Source organism: Pseudoalteromonas sp. Bsw20308 (assembly GCF_000310105.2).
Classification (GTDB): Bacteria; Pseudomonadota; Gammaproteobacteria; order Enterobacterales; family Alteromonadaceae; genus Pseudoalteromonas; species Pseudoalteromonas fuliginea.
This window is the reverse complement of the sequence record NZ_CP013138.1, coordinates 2,060,768-2,081,619: the sequence shown is the minus strand read 5'-3', so window position 1 is coordinate 2,081,619 and position 20,852 is coordinate 2,060,768. Positions and strand designations below refer to the sequence as shown.

At 38.4% G+C, this 20,852-nt stretch carries 22 protein-coding genes and 4 pseudogenes; 15 read left to right on the top strand and 11 right to left on the bottom strand.

The window, feature by feature from the left end:
* Positions 1-12: 12 nt before the first annotated feature.
* Positions 13-1,054: pseudogene (locus D172_RS08970) on the bottom strand (IS481 family transposase).
* 502 nt (positions 1,055-1,556) lie between these two features.
* A complete protein-coding gene (locus D172_RS08965) occupies positions 1,557-2,711 on the bottom strand; it encodes an IS110 family transposase (protein ID WP_033040661.1) in 1,155 nt (384 codons plus the stop codon).
* A 161-nt stretch (positions 2,712-2,872) separates the two neighbouring features.
* On the opposite strand from D172_RS08965, the gene D172_RS08960 reads away from it, so the two are divergent.
* Complete coding sequence (locus D172_RS08960) at positions 2,873-3,193, top strand: hypothetical protein (protein WP_050554130.1); 321 nt, start codon at positions 2,873-2,875, stop codon at positions 3,191-3,193.
* Between the two features lie 34 nt (positions 3,194-3,227).
* Here D172_RS08960 and D172_RS08955 read toward each other — a convergent pair whose 3' ends face one another.
* Entirely contained in the window at positions 3,228-3,758 is a 531-nt protein-coding gene (locus tag D172_RS08955; RefSeq protein ID WP_420713786.1) for a transposase, read from the bottom strand.
* A gap of 70 nt (positions 3,759-3,828) precedes the next feature.
* Between D172_RS08955 and D172_RS21920 the strand changes: the two are divergent.
* From D172_RS21920 to D172_RS08945, 3 genes and pseudogenes are all read left to right on the top strand, one after another.
* Positions 3,829-4,077, top strand: a pseudogene (locus tag D172_RS21920) (transposase); the annotation flags it as partial.
* Between the two features lie 223 nt (positions 4,078-4,300).
* On the top strand, positions 4,301-4,783 hold the full coding sequence (locus D172_RS08950) for a GNAT family N-acetyltransferase (RefSeq protein WP_007377127.1): 483 nt from the start codon (positions 4,301-4,303) through the stop codon (positions 4,781-4,783).
* An 85-nt stretch (positions 4,784-4,868) separates the two neighbouring features.
* The gene (locus tag D172_RS08945; RefSeq protein ID WP_033023685.1) at positions 4,869-5,177 is read left to right on the top strand and encodes a DUF6419 family natural product biosynthesis protein; all 309 of its coding nucleotides are present in this window, start codon (positions 4,869-4,871) and stop codon (positions 5,175-5,177) included.
* Positions 5,178-5,245: 68 nt separating this feature from the next.
* Here D172_RS08945 and D172_RS08940 read toward each other — a convergent pair.
* A pseudogene (locus D172_RS08940) lies at positions 5,246-5,641 on the bottom strand (group II intron maturase-specific domain-containing protein); the annotation flags it as partial.
* 10 nt (positions 5,642-5,651) lie between these two features.
* Here D172_RS08940 and D172_RS21915 point away from each other — a divergent pair.
* The 4 genes and pseudogenes from D172_RS21915 to D172_RS08925 all read left to right on the top strand — a co-directional run.
* Positions 5,652-5,785: pseudogene (locus D172_RS21915) on the top strand (transposase); the annotation flags it as partial.
* A 213-nt stretch (positions 5,786-5,998) separates the two neighbouring features.
* Positions 5,999-6,397 carry a hypothetical protein gene (locus D172_RS08935; protein WP_033023659.1) on the top strand — a complete coding sequence of 133 codons (399 nt, stop codon included), beginning with the start codon at positions 5,999-6,001 and terminating at the stop codon, positions 6,395-6,397.
* Positions 6,398-6,440: 43 nt separating this feature from the next.
* Positions 6,441-7,013 carry a hypothetical protein gene (locus D172_RS08930; RefSeq protein WP_007377128.1) on the top strand — a complete coding sequence of 191 codons (573 nt, stop codon included), beginning with the start codon at positions 6,441-6,443 and terminating at the stop codon, positions 7,011-7,013.
* A gap of 109 nt (positions 7,014-7,122) precedes the next feature.
* Entirely contained in the window at positions 7,123-7,545 is a 423-nt protein-coding gene (locus D172_RS08925) for a retropepsin-like aspartic protease (protein WP_007377129.1), read from the top strand.
* Positions 7,546-7,665: 120 nt separating this feature from the next.
* Here the strand turns inward: D172_RS08925 and D172_RS08920 are convergent, their stop codons facing one another.
* Together D172_RS08920 and D172_RS08915 are read right to left on the bottom strand one after the other, a co-directional pair.
* On the bottom strand, positions 7,666-8,700 hold the full coding sequence (locus D172_RS08920) for a methionine synthase (protein WP_007377130.1): 1,035 nt from the start codon (positions 8,698-8,700) through the stop codon (positions 7,666-7,668).
* A 78-nt stretch (positions 8,701-8,778) separates the two neighbouring features.
* Positions 8,779-9,756: a DUF1852 domain-containing protein gene (locus D172_RS08915; protein ID WP_007377131.1), complete on the bottom strand. Its 978-nt coding sequence runs from the start codon at positions 9,754-9,756 to the stop codon at positions 8,779-8,781.
* 617 nt (positions 9,757-10,373) lie between these two features.
* On the opposite strand from D172_RS08915, the gene D172_RS08910 reads away from it, so the two are divergent.
* From D172_RS08910 to D172_RS08885, 6 genes are all read left to right on the top strand, one after another.
* On the top strand, positions 10,374-11,123 hold the full coding sequence (locus D172_RS08910; protein ID WP_007377132.1) for a spermidine synthase: 750 nt from the start codon (positions 10,374-10,376) through the stop codon (positions 11,121-11,123).
* Between the two features lie 136 nt (positions 11,124-11,259).
* On the top strand, positions 11,260-12,273 hold the full coding sequence (locus D172_RS08905; RefSeq protein WP_007377133.1) for a DUF5924 family protein: 1,014 nt from the start codon (positions 11,260-11,262) through the stop codon (positions 12,271-12,273).
* Positions 12,274-12,346: 73 nt separating this feature from the next.
* Positions 12,347-12,583 carry a hypothetical protein gene (locus D172_RS08900; protein WP_007377134.1) on the top strand — a complete coding sequence of 79 codons (237 nt, stop codon included), beginning with the start codon at positions 12,347-12,349 and terminating at the stop codon, positions 12,581-12,583.
* 163 nt (positions 12,584-12,746) lie between these two features.
* On the top strand, positions 12,747-13,406 hold the full coding sequence (locus D172_RS08895) for an NADPH-dependent FMN reductase (RefSeq protein WP_007377135.1): 660 nt from the start codon (positions 12,747-12,749) through the stop codon (positions 13,404-13,406).
* A 21-nt stretch (positions 13,407-13,427) separates the two neighbouring features.
* On the top strand, positions 13,428-13,826 hold the full coding sequence (locus D172_RS08890; protein WP_050554131.1) for a hypothetical protein: 399 nt from the start codon (positions 13,428-13,430) through the stop codon (positions 13,824-13,826).
* 250 nt (positions 13,827-14,076) lie between these two features.
* Positions 14,077-15,894 carry a protein kinase domain-containing protein gene (locus D172_RS08885; protein WP_007377137.1) on the top strand — a complete coding sequence of 606 codons (1,818 nt, stop codon included), beginning with the start codon at positions 14,077-14,079 and terminating at the stop codon, positions 15,892-15,894.
* A gap of 105 nt (positions 15,895-15,999) precedes the next feature.
* On the opposite strand, the gene D172_RS08880 is transcribed toward D172_RS08885, so the two are convergent.
* Positions 16,000-16,530: a hypothetical protein gene (locus tag D172_RS08880; RefSeq protein WP_007377138.1), complete on the bottom strand. Its 531-nt coding sequence runs from the start codon at positions 16,528-16,530 to the stop codon at positions 16,000-16,002.
* Between the two features lie 13 nt (positions 16,531-16,543).
* A complete protein-coding gene (locus D172_RS08875; RefSeq protein WP_007377139.1) occupies positions 16,544-17,548 on the bottom strand; it encodes a YHYH protein in 1,005 nt (334 codons plus the stop codon).
* 206 nt (positions 17,549-17,754) lie between these two features.
* Here D172_RS08875 and D172_RS08870 point away from each other — a divergent pair, with 206 nt between their 5' ends.
* Positions 17,755-18,186 carry a DUF3859 domain-containing protein gene (locus D172_RS08870; RefSeq protein WP_007377140.1) on the top strand — a complete coding sequence of 144 codons (432 nt, stop codon included), beginning with the start codon at positions 17,755-17,757 and terminating at the stop codon, positions 18,184-18,186.
* Between the two features lie 98 nt (positions 18,187-18,284).
* Here the strand turns inward: D172_RS08870 and D172_RS08865 are convergent, their stop codons facing one another.
* From D172_RS08865 to D172_RS08855, 3 genes are all read right to left on the bottom strand, one after another.
* Entirely contained in the window at positions 18,285-18,701 is a 417-nt protein-coding gene (locus tag D172_RS08865) for a VF530 family DNA-binding protein (protein WP_007377141.1), read from the bottom strand.
* Positions 18,702-18,773: 72 nt separating this feature from the next.
* Entirely contained in the window at positions 18,774-19,766 is a 993-nt protein-coding gene (locus D172_RS08860) for an MDR family oxidoreductase (protein ID WP_007377142.1), read from the bottom strand.
* 49 nt (positions 19,767-19,815) lie between these two features.
* Positions 19,816-20,451 carry a TetR/AcrR family transcriptional regulator gene (locus D172_RS08855; protein WP_007377143.1) on the bottom strand — a complete coding sequence of 212 codons (636 nt, stop codon included), beginning with the start codon at positions 20,449-20,451 and terminating at the stop codon, positions 19,816-19,818.
* Positions 20,452-20,852 lie beyond the last annotated feature (401 nt).

Genomic DNA, 20,852 nt, shown 5'->3' with positions numbered 1-20,852 from the left:
GTGACTGTTAGTTTAGATTTGAGCTAAATTCTTTTCTGCCCAAACCTTTTTTCCATCCAGTAATGTTTCAAGTGGTGTTCGACCGCAACATACTTTTCCTTGATGAGTCCGATCATTGTTGTAGTAATCCATCCATTCGTCCAGATCTTTTTGTAGTTCTTCCATTGAATCGTACAACTTTTTGCGGAATGTGATTTGATAGAACTCGTTCAAAATCGTCTTATGGAAACGCTCACAGATACCATTTGTTTGCGGGGACATTGCTTTCGTTTTTGTATGATCGATGTCGTTAATTGCCAAATATAGCTGATAATCATGATGCTCAACTCGCCCACAATACTCAGTTCCTCGGTCAGTTAATATTCGAAGCATAGGCAATTTGTGACCTTCGAAATAAGGCAATACTTTATCATTGAGCATGTCAGCCGCTGTAATTGGCGTTTTCGTTGTGTAGAGCTTCGCAAAGGCGACTTTACTGTAGGTATCCACAAAGGTTTGTTGATAGATACGACCAACACCTTTAAGGTTACCAACATAAAATGTGTCTTGTGAGCCAAGATAACCGGGATGCGCTGTTTCAATTTCACCACAGGCTTCATCGTCATGTTTTTTCTTTTCTAGCGCAGCAACTTGAGCGTCAGATAAAATAATGCCTTCATTAGCGACTTTGTTTTCCAATGCTTTCAATCGTTTTTTGAAGTTTTCTAAATCGTGACGCAACCAGATTGAACGAACACCACTACCTGAGACAAACACGCCTAACTTACGAAGCTCATTGCTGGTTCTATGTTGACCGTGAGCAGGGATAGTCAACTGCATAGTTAATGACGGCTTGCTCTGTTTCTTCGTCAACGCGATTCTTTATATTTGGTGTACGGCGGTTCTTTTCGATTAATGCATCGATACCACCTTTATTAACGAGTTCTTGATAACGATAAAATGTATCTCGTGATACGCCCATGACTTTACAGGCTCTTGATACATTGCCTAGTTCTTCGGCAAGGTTAAGTAAACCAGCTTTGTGTTTTATGATTGGATTGTTAGTATGCAACATGAGAGTTACCTTTTTGTTTGTTTTGATTTAAAGATTCGACACCTTTATCAAAACGGGTAACTCTCACTTTTTCAAGTTGAATTGTCAGATCTTGTCTGAACTAATACAACTCAAGAGGGAAAATTTAAAGTTGGCTGTTTTCACTCCGTTCAACATTTTAGCCAACAATAAATTTCCCCTTAGCGGGGCGTTGGTATGACTCCCACTGTCAAGTTAAACGCACTGATCCCTGCCTAACTTTTTTAAGCCATAATTACTTTAGCTCGAATTAGAGCGAGTTAATACATAGGATGAAGCAAGTAATGTCGTCGGTTATCTTGCTGATATTCGTTGGTTATTACTATTTCTAGTAACAGAGCAGACCTTACTTATTTCGTCGTGGCACCTGTCTTCAGTCTATGTTCGTGGTTCAATGAAGCGTTAGCTACATTGCCATCCTAACGCCGTCGGTGGTTGTGCCACTCCCGATGCTTGATCCTATGCATTAACTCTAATTCGTTTATCATGCAGGTACTCTTGCCAATCTAAGTTTTGTATTTACTGGCGTTAGCACCACTTCTTTTGCAATTGCCCATATGTATGCAATCATTTCTCGAGCAATGGCGGTGACAACCAGGTTGTAATGTTTCCCTTTGGCTATCATTTTTTTATAGCGCTTGCAGAGCCTAAGTTGTGCTTTCCACGCAATATCAATAATGTCCTTTGGTAAACCTTCTTGTCGTTTTTGCATATCTGTCGATATATTTGCCGCATACCGATAAGTGTGTGCGCCTTCAACGAGAAGGCGCCTCGCTCGGCCGTTTCCGCATTTTGTGATGGCGCCAATATGGCGTTTGCCACCACTCGAGTGCTCACTAGGTACAAGACCAAGATAACTCATTAATTTGCGGGGGTGGTCGAAGCGCGATAAATCGCCAAGCTCAGCAACAACGCCGGTGGCGACCAACAAACGAACGCCACGCATAGCTTGTATTGCTTTTACTACAGGATAATAACGCCACTGGTGAACATGGTGTGTTAGTTCATTGTCTAGCCGTTCAAGTCGGCTTATTCGTTCATTAATTGTGTGTAAAAACTCTTGTAAGACGATGTGCTGCGCGGGATGTGGCAACACAAGCTCAGTGAGCCAACGTAAATGTTTTTGTGACCAATTTGCAGTGCCTCTGTAATTAATATTATTGCGAAGCAGCAGTGCCTTTAATTGATATTTAGCATCTTTTAAATCCTTCATTGCCACTTCGCGTGCGCGAGATAAATCACGTACGGCTTCATCTTCAGGCTCGGGAACATAAATAGGTGTTAAATCTTCAGATTTAAGTAATTTAGCGAGCTTAAGGGCATCACGTTTATCGGTTTTAATCTTCTCACCTGGCTTTTTGGGAATAAGAGAGGGTGCAACCACATAACAGCAATGGCCGAGACTGGTAATTAATCTGTAAATCCAATAACCACATGGTCCAGCTTCATAAACAAAATGAAGTGTTGCGCCAGGGTATTTGGATTCAAACTGACGAACAAGCTTTTGAACAGCCACTTTGGAAGACGAAACTCGGCCAAGATGAACGGGTTTCGCACCTCTATGTTCTTCAATATAGGCGACTTCATTGAATTCTTTATGTGTATCAAGACCGATAAAAAGTATGCTATGTTTATTCATGTTAGCCTCTGCTGTTTAGTTAATTGACAAACTAATTATGGCTCTGGCTTTGAATTAAGCTAACCCACGAAAAGCGGAGGCTAACACCGTGTGGGAGTCATTATGTCTATATTTATAAATCAAGCTTCAGTAAAGCTAAAATCAACCTAAAGGAGTCAATCTTGAAAAAAAAACTGATCGCATCATTAATTATGATATCTAGTAGCGTAATGGCGGGTACTGGTGATGTAGGGAAAATAAGTGAGCTATTTGTAGAAGATTCGGGAGCTATGGCTATTAAGCTTAGTAATGGTTTCCCAAAATCAATCGCTAGTAGCGAATGTCCAACCAATAACGGCTGGGCGGGGGTGACTATTGACTCTCCTGAATTAAAATCTGCATTGTTAGCAGCTAAAGCTACACAATCTGAAGTTTCTGTCAGTATTTATGGATGTACGCGTAGTAATGCGTGGTTTAAAGTCAGGAGTGTCTACGTAAAATAAATATAACAACACGCCCTGAGGTGGACAGCAAGCGCTAAAGCTCACTTTCCACCGCAAATTTTAACAGCGGTGATCCCTTACTTTTCAATGCCGTTAAGTAAGTTGATTCATCGTAGGGCGTATGTGTCTTCCAGCACCTAAATAGGATTCGTATCCACTTAAATGCCAATGATCTGATGATGGTATTATGAGGTTTTCCTTTGGCTTCTTGCTGCCGATAATATGCTTTAGCCCAAAATGAATAACGCACAGATAATCCAGCCCATTCCACAAATGTTTGCCTTAAAAATTTAGTGCATGAGTATCGCCAGTGTATCCATTCCTTTTTGCCACTGCGTTCGGTTACTGGAGCAATGCCTGCGTATTTTTGTATGTCAGCGGCGCACTTATAGCGGTCACGATTTGACCCCATAGCGGCTAATAATCGAGGTGCTAATTGTGGCCCCGCCCCAGGTAAACTATCAAAAATAGCGCGATCTGTATGTTGCTTATAAAGTGTTTTAATTTCGTCATCAAATCGTGTTATTGCCAACATCAGTTGTTGGCAAATTAGGATAACACCCATCCTAATTGTTTCAAAAAAATTAACAGAAACAGTGTGATGAGTGTATTGTTATAAATAATGAATCACGTAAAAACTGATCTATGTAGACAAAGTGAAAGTAAAAATAGACAGCCCAATCGGGCTACGATAGTGGTTTATTAAAGAATAGCAAACGACTCGGCTGTATCGAACCGGCTTTCCTTTAAATAAAAAGCGGAACATTACAGTGAATAAAGGCATGAATAAATTGACCTTACGGAGCCAAGTGAAAGTGAACGCCCAATGGCAACTGTATTGCCTTGTTCATAATATAGAAAAGCTGCAAAACACGATGCATTAAGAAGGGGAAGCCCTTTTAACCTAATTATAAGCCACTGAAACACCAGTAAATCCTTCCAAAACGCCAATTAAAACAATATCAAACACTTCAATATTCTGCGTAAAAATACAGTAATCAATTGAACCAAAATAGGAACTCAGCTATGGTTGATTCATCAATAAAAATAAATAAAAAACGAGTTAATCTAAAGGCTCGTTAGCTGTATAAATATAAGTATGTATAAATGAAAATTTTAGAAGCAAAAATTGAAGATGCACCTATTATTCTTAAAATTCAAAAGGAAGCGTATATTTCAGAAGCTGAATTACATAATGATTTTAATATACCCCCGCTAACCCAGAGCTTAGCTGAACTTGAGTCTGAATTTAATAATAAATGTATTTTAAAAATTGTTTTGAACGATCAGATTATTGCAAGTGGACAAGTTAAATTAAATGGTTCAACTTCCTGTATAGGACGTATGGCTGTAAAAAGTGACTTTAAAGGTAAGGGTATTGGCTCCAAGCTACTTAGTGCATTAGAGCAGTTTTATCCTGAAGCACACCAGGTAGAATTGTTTACTGGTATTAATAGTAAAGCCAACCTTGGCATGTATGAGCGCCGTGGGTATAGGCGTATTAAAGAAGAGGTTTTGGGCAAAACCACAGTAGTATTCTTAGGTAAGTCGTTAAATACAGCTAACAAGGCCTTAAAGTCGGATTCGTAACAGTTTGCTCGGTTCCACTTCGTTTCAGATTTAAGCAAACTGTTACTCACCGCATAAGGCGGGGTTATATGCCATGGAGGTTGCAATGTTCATAGTAGTAATCGGATTTTCTATCGTACTTTCTTTTCTTTGTATGTTGCTAGCAGCCGCACCTTTTACTCCAGCGATAGGTGTGTCATTTATTATGTTATTGTTTGCGGGCTTTATTGGTTACAAGGGCTTCCTCCAATCAAGTATAGTGTTGCTGTTAATCAATACTCTCGCTGTTATTGGAAGTCCAGGTATGGATATCTCTAATACCGATACATTAATTTTCGTACTAATACTCTTTCCAATTTCATATGGCGGTGTTTTAATTGGTGTAAGAAAATTAGTTGTGAGAACCAGCACCTAATCGGGTAGCCGGAGGTCTCTAACCTCCAGCCCCCACACCACCCATCATGCGGGTTCGCAATGGGCGGTTCATCTCCCGTAATGAATACCGATCCAAATATCTCTCAATGACACTAAACCTTGTGACGCTAAATAGTCATTGCCTAGCGCAATGTTAATTCCTTTTGTTTTTGAGCTTCGACAAGGCCCTTTACTGTTGATACCACAGGCTATGGCGAGTCGTTCGCTAACACCCAGTTTTATTAAACTGCGTACTTTCGTGCGTGGTTTACGCCATTGCCGCCAGTAGCACATTTTTATCCTACGGCGGATCCAATGATCTAAATCCACCGTTAACTGATAAGTGTTGGCTATTAGGTAATAGTGACCCCAGCCACGTAAATACTGCGTGAGTTTATGAATTTGTAGGGTCATTGAGATCCCCCAGTTGCGGTTAGTGAATTCTCTTACATTTGCTTTAAATTTTTTTTAGCGGAATATTACAGTGAACAAAGGCATGAATAAATTGACCTTACGGGGTCAAACGAAAGTGAATGCCTTTAGTTTATGCTGCGGCAACTGTATTGCCTTGTTCATAATATAGAAAAGCTGCAAAATGCGATACATTAAAAAGGGGAAGTCCTTTTAACCTAAATTAAAGCTACTCAACCCCCTTAATAGCTTCCAAAACGCCAATTTAAACAATATCAAACACTTCAATATTCTGCGTAAAAATACAGTAATCAATTGAACCAAAATAGGAACTCAGCTATGGTTTGTTTATCAATAAAAACAAATAAAAAAACGAGTTAATCTACAGGCTCGTTATGTGTTTTTCAAACTATGAGTAAATTTAAAGTTTTATTAATCCCTGTAGCTACTTTACTAGGAGCGCTATTAGGTTATTTTCTAGCACCGCCACAACCACTTTATCCCTTTGCAGGTGAAAAGCATGAACTTGAACTCATTTACTATATTGAGCTTCATATAATTATTTATTTAGGTTTCTTTTCAGCATGCATTACATTTTTATTTTCTAAGCTCCTCAATACTTCCATAAGTTTAGCCATCGGTTCATTAATTTCAGTTGGTTTATTTATTGGCGCAATAGGTGATTTAAGGAGCGGAGCTATACCTTATTACAGTTTTCGCGAAATAGTTGTATATGTTGTTGGTTGTATTTCTTGGTATGGTATAGTTCATTTGTTCAGTCGCTTTTCTAGTAAAAACAAAGTGGTATAAACACATAACAAGCCAACTAAGCTGGACTATAGCTAGGGAAAGTATGCAGAAAATTTTAGTTTTAGCGGTTATTTTAGTTTCTGGTTTTGTGAAAGCAGAATCTGATCCTTGTGAGTCAACCCAATACCCAGTTAAATGGGAATCTGAATTAGTGCATCCCGAATCTTATGAGCTTCCAGCCATTTTCTACAAAACTAATTATTCAAAGGTAATTTTACCTGTATCAAAAGCGATAGACTTTGTTAAAAATAATATGGCAAACCATAAGGCATATTTAAAAGACGCTAAAGCTTACATACTTGAAAGCTTATCTAAAATGCCAAAAAACAAACTTATAGACCACTCAAACCTCTTAATTCCAACAGATGGCTTGCAAGGACGAGAGTTGAGTAAAGCCATTCATGTTATGGCTGGATATCAAGGGCTATTCGAGGGATTACTATTAAAAAATGAGGCGTCAGTTAGTATTAATGGTAATTGGGTAAATTCATCAAGCGTTACTTACATGGTAGGCAATGATCCTGCTCTCTTGGATGACTTGAGTTTTGTTCATAAGTTAATTGTTTCTAACTCAAACCAAGTAGTGTTTGAAAAATGCTGGTTAGATAGAAAATAGCCATATAACAAAACGCGCTGAGGTGGGCGACTAGTAAAATTTGGCTATTAATTGTGGGAAGCTGAAAATAGTAAGTAATATTTTAAAAACTCTATAACAAGGAACGTATATGAATTTATCTGAAGGCAAAACTGTAATTGAGTTTGAAATATCAGAAACAGGCCACCAAATTGTTGAAGCTAAAATTAACGGTAAATTGTTACGTTTTATTTTAGATACTGGCGCTGGGACATCTGTTTTAGACAGGGGATGCCTAAGTGAGTTAGGCATTGAAGAGACACTCAATGTTGAGAATGCAGCAGGCTTGGGCACTTCGGATCACGCTATGGGAGATATAGAAGTTGATTCAATTGAGTTTGGTAGTGCCTTGTTTGAAAGCCCTGCCTTTGTATCACTTAATCTTGACCATGTACAGGTGGCGGGTGGTGAAAAGGGAGTACATGGCTTGTTAGGCTCTCCCTTTTTTATTCAATACCAAGCAGTTATCGATTTTTCAAAAAATAGGTTAGCGTTTTTTAATAAAAAAAATTAAATAACTAACCTAAACTTTGTTCTTTAGTCGGTTTTAGCTAACGCACCATGTTTATGGATTTTACTATGGCATGGTGCGACAGTTGTTATTGTTTACAATTTGTATTTTAAAGCTACTTTTCTAGTTCTTTTCTAATAATTCTTTTCTTATAATTTCAGCCCCAGCGCTCAAGGCATTTAGTTTACCTCTGGCTATATGGTGAGGTAGTGGAGCCATGCCGCAGTTGGTACACGGGTAGAGTTTGTCGGCATCTACAAATTGCAGTGCTTTACGTAGCGTATTAGCTACTTCTTCTGGCGTTTCGATAGTGTGATTTGCTACATCAATTGCGCCTACCATTACTTTTTTACCGCGAATAAGTTCTAGTAAATCCACTGGTACATGCGAGTTATGGCACTCTAGTGAGATAATATCGATATTAGATTGCTGAAGCTTAGGGAATGCTTCTTCGTACTGTCGCCATTCGCTTCCTAGTGTTTTTTTCCAATCTGTATTTGCTTTAATGCCGTAGCCATAGCAAATATGCACGGCGGTTTCGCATTTAAGACCTTCAATTGCGCGCTCTAAACAGGCAATTCCCCAGTCGTTTACTTCATCAAAAAATACATTAAACGCGGGCTCATCAAATTGAATGATATCAACGCCTGCGGCTTCTAATTCTTTTGCTTCTTGATTGAGAATTATGGCAAATTCCCACGCTAGTTTTTCGCGGCTTTTATAATGGTCATCGTAAAGCGTGTCAATCATTGTCATTGGGCCTGGCAATGCCCATTTTATTGGTTGATTGGTTTGCTTGCGTAAAAATTTAGCGTCTTCAACAAACACAGACTTTTGACGGCTAACAGGGCCCACAACGGTGGGTACGCTTGCGTCGTATCGGTCACGAATTTTTACTGTTTTACGTTTTTCAAAGTCAACGCCATTTAGGTGCTCTATAAATGTAGTTACAAAATGCTGCCTTGTTTGCTCACCATCGCTAACAATATCAATACCTGCTTGTTGTTGGTCAAATAATGACAAGCGAAGGGCGTCGTGTTTTCCTTGGGTTAATTCATCACCTTGTAATTTCCAAGGTGACCAAAGTGTTTCTGGCTCTGCAAGCCATAAAGGCTTAGGTAAACTGCCAGCGGTAGATGTAGGTAGTAATTTTTTCATAATAAATAATGCCGTATATTTTAGTTAATTATTAAACGTAGCGTTAAGCGTGTTATTACTGGTTGTTACTATTAGTTGTTATGACAGATAGCGAGTAGAGAATTGCTCAAGAACTGTTTGGTACGGCTTGATAAAATGCTCTTGTGCAAACTTGCCTTGCTCATTTGCTAACTTGCCGCGCTCTTCTCGGTCATACACAATTTGCGTTAGTGAGTGATCCAAGTTTTTTAAGTTTGGTTTATATGATTTACCCGCTGTTGCGTTGGCATTATAAATCTCTGGTCTGTAGATTTTTTGAAACGTTTCCATCGTACTAATGGTACTTATAAGCTCAAGATTGCTGTAATCATTAAGTAAATCACCAAAGAAAAACAATGCTAAAGGTGCTGCACTATTTGGTGGCATAAAGTAACGTACCTGCAAGCCCATTTTTTTGAAGTATTGTTCAGTTAAAGACGATTCATTTGGCTCGTATTCAACGCCAAGTACCGGGTGTTGGTTTTCGGTGCGGTTGTAGGTTTTGTTATCTGACACACTTAGGCATATAACCGGTGGTTTTTTAAAGTTTTGTTTGTATGTATCCGAATTTACGAATGACTGAAATAGCTTGCCATGTAAAACCCCAAAGTCATCTGGAATGCTAAATTGAGACTTACCTTTATTATGCTCTTGTAGAAGTACGCTAAAATCGTAGTCGCGCACATACGATGAAAAGTTGTTTCCTACAATGCCTTCAATGCGCTTATTAGTTTTATGATCAACAATGTTTGTTTTTAATATTTCGATTGATGGGAAGCTTTCGCCGCCATCTTCAATACCTATTTCAACAGAGATAATTTCAAGCTCAACAGCATAACGCTCACCTTTGGTGTTATCCCAATGGGCTAGGGCATTAAAACGGTTGTTAATCATGTTTAAGGCGTTACGCAAGTTTGCTTTGCGGTATTCACCTCTGGCTAAATTAGCAAAGTTGGTTGTGATACGCGTATTAGTTGATGGATGATAATTTTCGTCGAGTGAAACGCTCTTAATATTAAATGTAAAATCTTTTTTCATCGTATTTATATCCAATTTTATAATTTAAACCTGATTGATGCTCTGCGCTTTATTAGCCTTGCAACTTACTTAGCTGGCTTAGCTGGTTTAGGTATTCAGCGGCTTTAAGTTGTTAGTAATAGTGTTTAGCGCTAAGGGATGAGTAATTTATACGTGGATTGGTATATGAAGAAAAACGGTTTAATTTCACATAAAACATGAGTCATATTCATTAATCATTATTGTTAGATTCCATTACGTAGCAGTTGACGAGAAAAAGGCAAAAATCAGTAAAAATAACGGATAGATGTTTAGCCGTTTAGACTTCTTTGGTGGTGGTGTGCACTTTATTCATGTTGAACATGAGGAATATTCAAAGGTGTTTTTTATAGCAATAACAGTACATTAGCCAAATTTCAGTATGTTAAGTCGTTGTTTTTACTAAGAGTCATCACTGGATAAGTTTTAATTAGCTATGAAGGCAGACACTTCAGCTGATCTGAATAATAAACCGACCTTTTTGAGTACGTATATAAATGCTTGTAAATTAATAAAAGCGTTATAAACCATATTAATGGCAATGCCAGTGCGTTAACTAAGTTATACTCGTTTTTCATCACCTCACCTATTGAGTATTCGTGGATATCAAAGGCACTTGTATTGCATCAACTATTGATGAGCATGGCCCTGTTTATGTATATCAAACAAAAAAGAATCTTATTCTCAGCTTTGACGGAAAAATTTATCAAAGCTGTATTAAATTAAATAATATTAACGGGTTAAGTTTAGCTTATACGCAAGCGATGATGGCTGCGCTTTTTTTTATACCCAATTTAAAAACCGCGATGATAATGGGACTTGGGGCGGGCTCTATAGCAAAAAGTCTTTATCATGCGTTTCCTGCATTGACTATACATACCGTTGAATACCGTAAAGCCGTTGCTGATATGGCTATAAAATATTTTGAAGTTCCTGTGTCAGAACGTTTGTTTATTCATATTGATGATGCGGCAAACTACATGAAAAACACGCAGATAAAAACGGATGTTATTTTTTCTGATTTATATAGCTCAGAAGGGATGGAATCAGATCAAGTGCAATCATCCTACTTACGCGATTGTAAAAATGCGCTCACTTTTGATGGTGTTTTAGTACTTAATATTTGCCATACCAAAGTTGGACAGAGGGAAGCGTTCGATCAACTTCTTGCGAAAGAATTTGCAGGACAGATTTTTAGTTTTATTATTGAAGGCGGCAATAAAATTGTTTTTGCTTTTAACAATAAAATGCCTGTACTTAGTGAGGATGAATTACTTGCTAAGGCTCACGCGTTACAAAAATTAATAAACGTACCAATGACGCGCTATGCCGAGCTTTTATTTAATTAAAAATGGTTAGTTTGATGTACTGTTAAATGGCGCGTTTAAATCCATCCGTCTATCTGTTGTTCATTTAAACTTGGTTAAACTAATCATACTCTGAATAAAAATAATAAAGTACGTACCCGTACGGAAACTCTCATACATGGATTACTGTAAAAATATAATCGCTAAATTTATAAGCGCGATGCAAAAGCGGCCTGGATTATTGGCTGTGTTGGCGTTTTTGTCGGGCGTTGCCAGCTTTGCACTTGTAGATAGAAAAGAGTCTTTTTCGCAAGTTATTGCGATATTTTTACTTATTAGTTGGTTGTGGCTAATTATTGATAATTGGCTACGAGACAAAGTAGAAGAAAAATTTGGTGTGGCTGTATCTCCTAATGTAATGCGTTTTGCGCTACAAATGGTGCAACAAGAAAGTCTATTTTTTGCTTTGCCGTTTTTTTTAGCGGTTACACAGTGGGACCATCCTCAAGCATTTTTTACCTCCCTCATTGTGTTATGTGCGGTTATATCGGTAATCGACCCCTTTTATTATAAGAAGCTTGCTAAAAACCGTACGTTATTTAGTGTGTTTCATAACTTTGCTTTATTTGTTGTTTTACTTGTTACCTTACCTATTTTGTTAAACCTTACAACGAGCCAAAGCTTAGCCGCAGCCCTTGTAACGGCTGTAGTGGTTACTCTACCGAGTTTAAACAATTTAATGCCTAATGCGCGCTGGTGGCGTTTTCCTATTCTTGTATTTATTTTATGTGCTTTGAGCACTGCTGTGTGGCAATTAAGAAGCTATGTGCCTCCTGCAGCGCTGCGATTAACCGATATTACGTTAGCTCATGAAGTTGATTTACAACATAAAAAGCCAGTAGGGAGTGTTAAACAGTTAGACTCTTATACACTGCATCATCAAGGTTTATATAGTTGGACTGCTGTTAAAGCACCAAGAGGCTTAAATGAAAAAATATTTCATGTGTGGCTTCATAATAAAAAGGAAGTTGATCGGATCACGTTAAATATAAACGGCGGGAGAGAGCTTGGTTACAGAGCATGGACCCACAAGGTAAATTTTCCTAGCGACTCTGTTGGTAAGTGGCAGGTAAAAGTAGTCACTGAATCAGGTCAGTTAATAGGTTTAACGAAATTTACTGTTACACCTTAATTAACTAATCCGGCTGTATTTTAAACACATAGCTGATATAGTTTTTTCTATTACAAACTAATGGACATAGTTAATGAGTATTGCATTTGAGATTTTTATTTGGCTAATAGTTGATACTGGCTTGAGCTTTTTATTTTACTCGACCGGTTGGCTACTATTAAAAGTGGTTACGTTTGGGCTGTATAAAAGCGAGTTTAAAGATTTTGCATTTTATAAAGCGAGTAAAGCTAGAAGAGTCGACTTAACCTTCTTAGTAGGTTTTGGTTTTTATGTTGCACTGATTACCCTTATGGCTTACTTGACTCACTAGCTAGTTTTAATCCACAAAGATCAACAGACCAATGGTTACTAAAGCTCAGTTTTAAATTTAATTATTATTATGCTTTGAATCAATAAACAATGCGTATGTGTAATACACAATAACTAAAAAATGTTAGTGTTTAGCTATCGTTTAAAAAAGTTGAGAATTACATATGAAGTTTTTAGTATTTTTAGGCACAGTACGCGATAGCACTCCACCAAAACCAGCTCGCTTAGGCTTAAGGGTTTCTAGGGCTTGTATAGAATGCTTAACAGAGCATTTTGGCGATCATGAGTTTGAGCTAATTGATGCGTTGGACTTTCCTAGCGAAAACGTATTTAAACCGCACTTTGCATATGCTAAAAGTAATGCACCTACAGAGCTCACTCTATTAGCTGATAAAATTAAAGCCGCAGATGGATATATAATGATTAGCCCTGAGTACAATCACAGCATGAGTCCAGCTCTCGCTGACTTACTTAATCATTTTGGTAGCTCACTATTTTCGTATAAACCAAGTGCAATAGTAACTTACTCAGCAGGACAGTGGGGTGGCGTAAGAGCGGCCATTAGCATGCGTACTTTTTTATCTGAACTTGGCTGTTTGCCGGTATCGGCGATGATCCACGTGCCAAAAGCGCAAGATGTGTTTAGTGAGGATGGCAAACCTGTTGCAGGAGAGAGTCAATCATCGTGGTTTAATTATTTCTCACGCACGTTTGGCCAACTAATATGGTGGGCGCAGGCTGCTAAAGAGCATACCGAGGTGGTTGACCCACAAAGTTTGCTAAAAAGCTTTAAAACAGATCCTTCTCAGCGCAATGCGCCTTAATACCTGCTAACTAATTGTGTCTTGAAATATCTAGCCTTACTAAGTGTGCTAACGCTTAGTGCATGTAGTTCTGTTCCCCATAAAATTGAAATGAGCCAAAGTACGGCTGCAAATATGAACCTTATCGCTTTAACTGAGCAAAGTGCACCAAAGGGTGTTGCTGGCACTTATCAGTTTCATATTAAAGCGGCGGGGGCTCAGGGGAGTTGGTTGTATTTAAATACCGAAACTGATTATCGTGACAGGCGTTCTATTACGGTATCAATACAGCCCAATGTGCTAGCAGAGCTTCAAAGTAAATACGGACAACCAGCAGACACCTTTTTTATTGATAAAACAATAGAAGTAACAGGCGAAGCTAAACGAGTAACTATCGATTTTACGAGCCGTGGTAGAGCCACTAATAAATATTATTATTAAACGCACATAGCTGTGTCATCAATTAAGCAGCTTCGTGTTATAGAAAGTTAGCAAAAAGCAATGGACTGTGTTTATATACAGTGCATTGTAAAAAGCTTACTTTGAGCTTTAACGTTTACACTTAAATTTACTGCTATGGCGCTACTTTAGCGCTGTTTTATTCCACGATTTCAAAACTCTTATTTAACCTATTGTAATCTCATTACATAAAACTAATAATTGGTTAGTTTTATAAGTTTGAGTACCTGTATTGAAAGCCAAAGAAATCCGCAATTTTTATATCAACGAAGAGCAATCTGTTTATTTGCTTTCGCACCGCGATGCTAAAAAACACCGCCAGTGGCTTAATATTTGTATTAAGCAGCTAACACTGCTGGGCTACAAAAACGTTGAAATGATTGGCTCGGGTGCTTTTGGTTTTGTGTTTGCAGGTGATGACGATAACGGCTTACCTTGGGTATTTAAGTTTTCGCGTATTACACTTGCCCAAAGTGTACGCGACCGCCTAGAAGACGAAGCGTATATGCTTTCGCAAATTAATAACCCCTTAGTGCCTACCTTTTATGCGTTTGAGCGAATTAAAAAACAAGGGATTTTAATGATGGCGCGCGCCATTGGAGAGGACCTTGAAAAAGTATCGCTTAAAACAGGGCGCTTTAGTGCCGCGCAAATAATGGCGTTAGCTGTTAGGTTACGTAATGTATTAATTGATTTACGTAGCCACAAAAATGGCGTTAGCCCACAACCTATAGTGCATGGCGATATAAAACCTTCAAACCTTGTTTGGGATGCAAACACTGATGCGCTGTCGTTAGTGGATTGGGGCAGCTCTGTGTATGCACAGCTCGATAGTGATGGTAACCCTGTTGCGAGTAACTTTATGGATTTAATGTCGGGCGATTTAAGCACAACTAATGCTCGTATGGGCGATGTGTACTTTATTGGTGAAGCGCAAATGTCGGGGGAGCAGTCATCCCCACGATTTGACGAACAAGGTGTAGCCGCCACGCTGTATGCGCTAGCGTCGGCGCAGTCGTGTCGCTTTGGAGCACAAGCCATCCCTGCAAGCAGCTTAGGTCTCCCAAAAGAGCTGGCTAAAGTTATTGATGGTATGCTCTCTAAAAGTAAAGCCATACGCGATGGTGCTGGTGATTACTTTATGCGTAACATTACAACTATGGCCAAAATGTATTTACCTGAACTTGATAAAAAACAAAAAAAAGCAGATATCCCTTTTTGGTATGGCAACGACGAGCAGCCCGACACGGTGGTATATAGTTCACGAAAACAGTTTTTACGCCAGGCCGATCATAACCAGCAATTACTAGATATAAACGACGCGCAACTTGACCGCTATTATAAAGAGTTTTTGTTTGATACAGGCGATACCGAAAAAGCATTTTTGGCATCGATAAGCCGATTAGCTAAGTATCCTGTAGTAGGTGGGCTTAGTTTTCATTGGAAGGATGAGTCGATGTTTGTTGAATCGTCTTTAATTATGCATGACGAATCATTGGGTGATGCGTTTAGCGATGCGATTAATAACACGGTAATGCTTGCGCAAGCGATTAATCAAAAAGGGTTATTTAAGTGTTGTTTGTTTGATGCCCGTAAAACTATTCAGTTAGAGCGAGATGGCACCGGTGCATTTAAGTTTGATAGCCTACCAGAGCTTGAATACGAAGTTGTAAGCATGAAAGCAAACGACATAACCCGCCCGCATTCATACTTTGAAGACGGTAAAGACCCTGATGAGCAACTACAGCTACCTAAAAAAGTTATTAAATGTGTATTTGAGCTTAACCAAATTCATCATACAGGGTGTATTATTTTTGAAGCACTGCCCGACAGAATGAAGATTCACCATTACTACCGATTATTGGATTCGACTAAAGAAGTTGAGTTTAAACGTTTACTTAATAAACTTATGCAATACGCGGTAAATATTACGGACGTGGGTGTTGCGGGCTTTATGAAACTCCCATATAAAAACACACGTGAGTTTAGTTTATGTGAGCAGCAACAAGAGCATTACTTTCCTAAAAACCCCAAGCTTGTACATTTATAGAAAGAACCCTTCACTAAAGAGTGTTAAATAAGAAGACAAAGATAAAAAGAGCACAAATTGGTTTACCTTGTACTCTTTGCCACTTAATTATTTAGGTCAGTATTACTAATTATAAAACACCTTACTAAAGGGCGACGTTGGTGATAGCTCAAATTGGTGAGTTAGCTTTTGCGTTTTATTAGTCGCTGTAATTTGATAGTGCTGCTTGTGCTCATTGTTACTAAATAGCTTAACGTTAAAGTTAACCTTGGTTAGTTTACTAGGCAAAGAGTAGCGCCCAGTAATGGTTACTTGGTCTAAATTGTCGTTTTTATGTGTATGAGACGCTTCTGGGTTTAGCAAAAGTCCGTCAATAGTAAATTTATATTGATGATCCGCTAAATAAACGTTCTTTTTAATTCGCTTAGTTATTAGCTTTTTATGAGCGTTAAACTCAATTATTGACACTTTGCCATCCTTGTTTTCATCAACCCCTTTAAAAGCTGACATAGGGATTGAAAGCACAATAAACACGTTATTATCTACAAAGTTTAATGTTCCGTGTTCTGCAACCATTAAATGCGCGTTTGCTAAGGTTGGTGTGCTCAATAAACCTAACGTAACCATACTTAATAGACATTTTTTTATGTAAGGCATAGCTTACTCCTAACTAAACTTCGCCTTTAACGCAGCGTTGAAAAAACGGGTAAGTGTCTGTTGCGTAGTAGTGGTATATCCCATCAGGAAACTCAGGTGTTACGCCAACGCGGCCATTACATTCATCTAAATCACCAGAGCCTGCTACGTATTCCCAATCTTGTGCAAATGTACCTAATGGGTATATATCGGTAGAAGGGCGGTTTGCGCTTACAGATGTTATGTGTTGGTAGCTACCGGTCATTACTGTTAGCGCTGAAGTTGCATCATTTGAGTCTGAATAGCCGTAACGTGCATAAATAGGAAAACCGTCTGCTGCCCAGCCTATTAGAGTCATAGTTGAGCTATTACCACCTCGCAGTATTACAAAGCCTTCAGGCATACCATGATAGTGATATGTGCCATCGGGTTGTACGTGTGCATTGTTGTCGTCTGTTCCAAAACTAAACGTGTCTTGGCTTAAAGCTTCTATATTCCAATTACCGCTGTTGTCGCCTAAATCACAATCGGTGCCTGAATCATCGCAACTTCCGCCTGTGCCGGCGTCTATTTTAATGCCGTTAAGTACAACGCCTATCATTCCACGAGGCCCCCCAAGCATGGTTGCTTGTGTTGTTTCTACAGGCTCAAGTGTGTAGCTTTCATTCACTGATTGTTCAGAAATAGTATTTGGGTTATCGGCATTAGGGAATGTACCTACTTCGTGATCAGGTATGCCATTAGCGACTAAGTCGCGTGTAGTTCCTGTGCATGACCAATCTGCAGCGCTGGTGGCTTGTACTGATTCTGACTCGTTATATTCACTGTAGCTATATTCACAAAGCACGCCTTGGGTTGAGCTACTCGTACCTGTACCGTTATCTGAGGTGGTTGGTGATGAATCTGTAGTTGTTGAGGTATCAACTATGCCTTCTCCAGCTCCACAAGCAACTAACGATGAAACAACTAGAGCCAAGGTGCTTAGCTTTATAGCATTTACCCGATTTGAGTTTTTAATATTAACTGCGTGTAGTTTCATTGCTGCATACCTGATCAATTAAGTTACTCAAACAATAATCAGCAATTGTGCAAATAGTGTGTAAACAATGATGACAAATTAGCAATGATGTAAATAGGCGAAGTATTAAAGCTAAGTTGAGATTTAACTTTATTGGATTGTGTTTTATTTTAAAATTTCAAAAAGTTAAACTAATGCAAAAATAGCTAATATAAAAGGTTACCTTAATGGCTAAAACAAAACCTGAAGTGACGTTACAAAGTCACGGTATTTACTCTAAGTGGGACAGCGAAAGTAAAGCATTGCCACAAATAGAGCAATTTACAACAAATGTAATAGCTGAGGTAGATGTTGAGTTTGGCTTAATCGTAAATATTAAAAAGGGTAAAGGCGAAAAGCTTCACTATTGTATATACCATCCAGATATTCCAGACAGTGAAGGTGATGTAATGGACCCCTTTGAAGGCGATGTATACGTTAAAAACAGTGATTGGAACTTTTATTTAGGCGACACGCTTTGGTTGCCAATAGAGAATAAATTGGGTGATTGGCGTATGACTATTGAGCTAAATGGGAAAATTATTGCTGATAAAACTTTTAAGGTGGCATTAGAGGCAGAGCGTACTGAAACAGATTTTTGGAAAAACCGAGGGTATTGATTTCTATTTGTTAGCTATATGGTGTGGATGTAATAAAAATTAATAAAAGAGAATTGTAGAGCCATTTAAAATAGCTCTACAAAATTAAATTAGCGTGTTTAGTTACCCCAAGGGTTACTAGAATTAGAGCGTTGTTTACGATCGCGAGCACGTTGCTTTGATGCTTTTTTTTCTATAATACGTTTAGCATCAACAAAACTAAGTTCACACGGCTCCCCCGGTTTATGATCAGCTGGGATCACGCGATCGCGTGGCGGTAATTCGTATTGAACATCATCAGGCTTAGGTAAGTTTTTAAGGCGATAAAGGTAAAAGTTATCTACTTTTTCTTGTGCCCATTGTGTTTTACGTAAAAATTTAACCGCTGACTTTATATCAGGATTGTTTTTAAAGCAGTTAAGTTGTAAATAAGCGTGTAGGAGCTCCCACCCGTATTGTTCAACCAGCTCTTCAACCACTTGTTCTAATTTAACGCCTTGCAGTGGGTTATTACTGAAAAGTTCTTGGTTGCTCATAGGTGTTGCCTCGTTATTAAAATACAAATTGCATTATAAATTTAATAACGGGGCTTTAACAGTGTAAATAGCTTAACTTTGACAATTAACTACAACACGACCGCGAATTTTGCCTTGCATAAGTAGCTCTGCGTTATCAATGGCGTGTTCTAGTGAAATTTCAGTCGAAATTTTATTTAAGTAATCAGCGTTTACTAATTTAGCTAAACGATCCCACGCTTCAATTCTGTCGGCTTTAGGGCGCATTACGCTATCAATGCCTATTAGTGACACACCACGTAATATAAATGGGGCAACTGAGGCAGGTAAATCCATGCCTTGGGCAAGTCCGCAGGCGGTTACTACACCCCCATATTTTAATGATGCACAAATATTGGCAAGTGTATGGCTACCTACAGAATCTATTGCCGCTGCAAAGCGCTCTTTTTGTAAAGGCTTACCAGGGTTTGAAAGCTCGTTTCTGTCAATTACATGTTTAGCACCTAACTCTTTTAAATACTCACTTTGATCTAATCGACCTGTTGCTGCTGTTACGTTGTAACCAAGCTGGTTTAATAAATAAATAGCAAAGCTGCCTACGCCACCATTGGCACCGGTTACCAGTATTTCGCCAGATTCAGGCGTAATACCTTGTTTTTCAAGTGCTATAACACTTAGCATAGCGGTATAACCCGCAGTGCCTATTTGCATTGCTTGTTTTGGTGAAATACCTGCAGGCAAGGGGATTAACCAATCGCTATTAAGTGCCGCTTTTTGAGCAAGCCCGCCCCAATTTTTTTCACCTACACCAAAGCCATTTAATATTACGTTATCGCCGTTTTTAAATTCATCGCTGGTGGAATTTGTAACCGTACCCACTAAATCAATACCTGGCACCATAGGAAAACTGCGTACAACGGGGCCTTTACCAGTAATTGCTAAACCATCTTTATAGTTAAGTGTGCTGAATAGCACGTCGATAGATACGTTTTCGTTTGGTAAATCACTATTTTCGATAGTTGATAATGAAGCGCTATAGTTATTATCTTCTTTATTAATAACAATGGCTTTAATTGGGTTACTCATAGGATATCCTTTTAGACCGATCGTCTTTTAATTGGTAAGTAAAAACGCATTAGGTTAATAATGCGCGTAAAAACATTTCTGTATACAAAGTAAGTGGAGTATTTGATTTTGTGAGCTTGGCGCGCATTACCGCACCTTCCCAACCAATCCAAAAGTACTCACTCATAAGTTTTGTATTTACATGGCTTGCAATAGTGCCTTGTTGCTTAGCTTGGTTTAAGCAAACCTCTACCTGGTTTTGCCAAGTAGTGTAGCTTTGCATTAATCTGATTTTAAACTCTTCACTTAAATGGTTAAGTTCTTGATTTAAGTTACCGACTAAACAGCCACGTTTGTAATCGTATTTTTTCATCCCTTTAATTGCGCTTTGGGTAAAATTAACGATTCGTTCAAGTGGGGGAACATCTTCTTGCTGTAGGTAATGGGTAAGCTTGGCAATAAAATAACTGTCGTATGCATCAACTAACGCAATGCCGTAGGCTTCTTTACTTTTAAAGTAATGATAAAAAGAGCCTTTAGGTACAGCCGCTTTTTTTAAAATAGTATCGAGCCCCGTGGCGCTAAAGCCAAATTCAGTTAAGGTTTCTAGGCCCGTGCGAATAAGTAACGCTTTGGTATCGGCGTTCTCTCTGGCTATTTTAGGTGGGCGACCACGGCGTATTGGTGTTGATGTATTTTTGTTCATGAGCTTATATTAGACCGATCGACTTTAAATAATCAAGTATAAATTCAAATTGTTTAAAAATACTTCAAGTTAGGGGCGGGCTACTAATTTAAGATTAATGAAATAAAAGTGTCACGATTACATTTTTGTTTGGAACTTAGTCTATATTAGTCGGTCACAATTAAAGCACATAAGTGCTTTTTAGCGATTATTGAGTCGCATTTTATTTAGCATAAAACCGGTCAAATTGAATGTTGTATGACCACTTACTTTTTTAAATGTTAATTCATTTTTGCATCAGCAGCTTAGTTAAAGTCAAACAATTTAATTGCTTTTATGATTTGAATTTTACATTTTTATTAACTATTCATTAAATGTAGATTTCACTAATGCTACACAATATATAAATAAAAAAGGTGAGG

Excerpts from the sequence above, each read along its gene's own strand:
- D172_RS08965 (WP_033040661.1), bottom strand. The coding sequence starts at position 2,711 with ATGAATAAACATAGCATACTTTTTATCGGTCTTGATACACATAAAGAA.
- D172_RS08955 (WP_420713786.1), bottom strand. The coding sequence starts at position 3,758 with ATGGGTGTTATCCTAATTTGCCAACAACTGATGTTGGCAATAACACGA.
- D172_RS08950 (WP_007377127.1), top strand. The coding sequence starts at position 4,301 with ATGAAAATTTTAGAAGCAAAAATTGAAGATGCACCTATTATTCTTAAA.
- D172_RS08945 (WP_033023685.1), top strand. The coding sequence starts at position 4,869 with ATGTTCATAGTAGTAATCGGATTTTCTATCGTACTTTCTTTTCTTTGT.
- D172_RS08935 (WP_033023659.1), top strand. The coding sequence starts at position 5,999 with ATGAGTAAATTTAAAGTTTTATTAATCCCTGTAGCTACTTTACTAGGA.
- D172_RS08930 (WP_007377128.1), top strand. The coding sequence starts at position 6,441 with ATGCAGAAAATTTTAGTTTTAGCGGTTATTTTAGTTTCTGGTTTTGTG.
- D172_RS08925 (WP_007377129.1), top strand. The coding sequence starts at position 7,123 with ATGAATTTATCTGAAGGCAAAACTGTAATTGAGTTTGAAATATCAGAA.
- D172_RS08920 (WP_007377130.1), bottom strand. The coding sequence starts at position 8,700 with ATGAAAAAATTACTACCTACATCTACCGCTGGCAGTTTACCTAAGCCT.
- D172_RS08915 (WP_007377131.1), bottom strand. The coding sequence starts at position 9,756 with ATGAAAAAAGATTTTACATTTAATATTAAGAGCGTTTCACTCGACGAA.
- D172_RS08905 (WP_007377133.1), top strand. The coding sequence starts at position 11,260 with ATGGATTACTGTAAAAATATAATCGCTAAATTTATAAGCGCGATGCAA.
- D172_RS08900 (WP_007377134.1), top strand. The coding sequence starts at position 12,347 with ATGAGTATTGCATTTGAGATTTTTATTTGGCTAATAGTTGATACTGGC.
- D172_RS08895 (WP_007377135.1), top strand. The coding sequence starts at position 12,747 with ATGAAGTTTTTAGTATTTTTAGGCACAGTACGCGATAGCACTCCACCA.
- D172_RS08880 (WP_007377138.1), bottom strand. The coding sequence starts at position 16,530 with ATGCCTTACATAAAAAAATGTCTATTAAGTATGGTTACGTTAGGTTTA.
- D172_RS08875 (WP_007377139.1), bottom strand. The coding sequence starts at position 17,548 with ATGAAACTACACGCAGTTAATATTAAAAACTCAAATCGGGTAAATGCT.
- D172_RS08870 (WP_007377140.1), top strand. The coding sequence starts at position 17,755 with ATGGCTAAAACAAAACCTGAAGTGACGTTACAAAGTCACGGTATTTAC.
- D172_RS08865 (WP_007377141.1), bottom strand. The coding sequence starts at position 18,701 with ATGAGCAACCAAGAACTTTTCAGTAATAACCCACTGCAAGGCGTTAAA.
- D172_RS08860 (WP_007377142.1), bottom strand. The coding sequence starts at position 19,766 with ATGAGTAACCCAATTAAAGCCATTGTTATTAATAAAGAAGATAATAAC.
- D172_RS08855 (WP_007377143.1), bottom strand. The coding sequence starts at position 20,451 with ATGAACAAAAATACATCAACACCAATACGCCGTGGTCGCCCACCTAAA.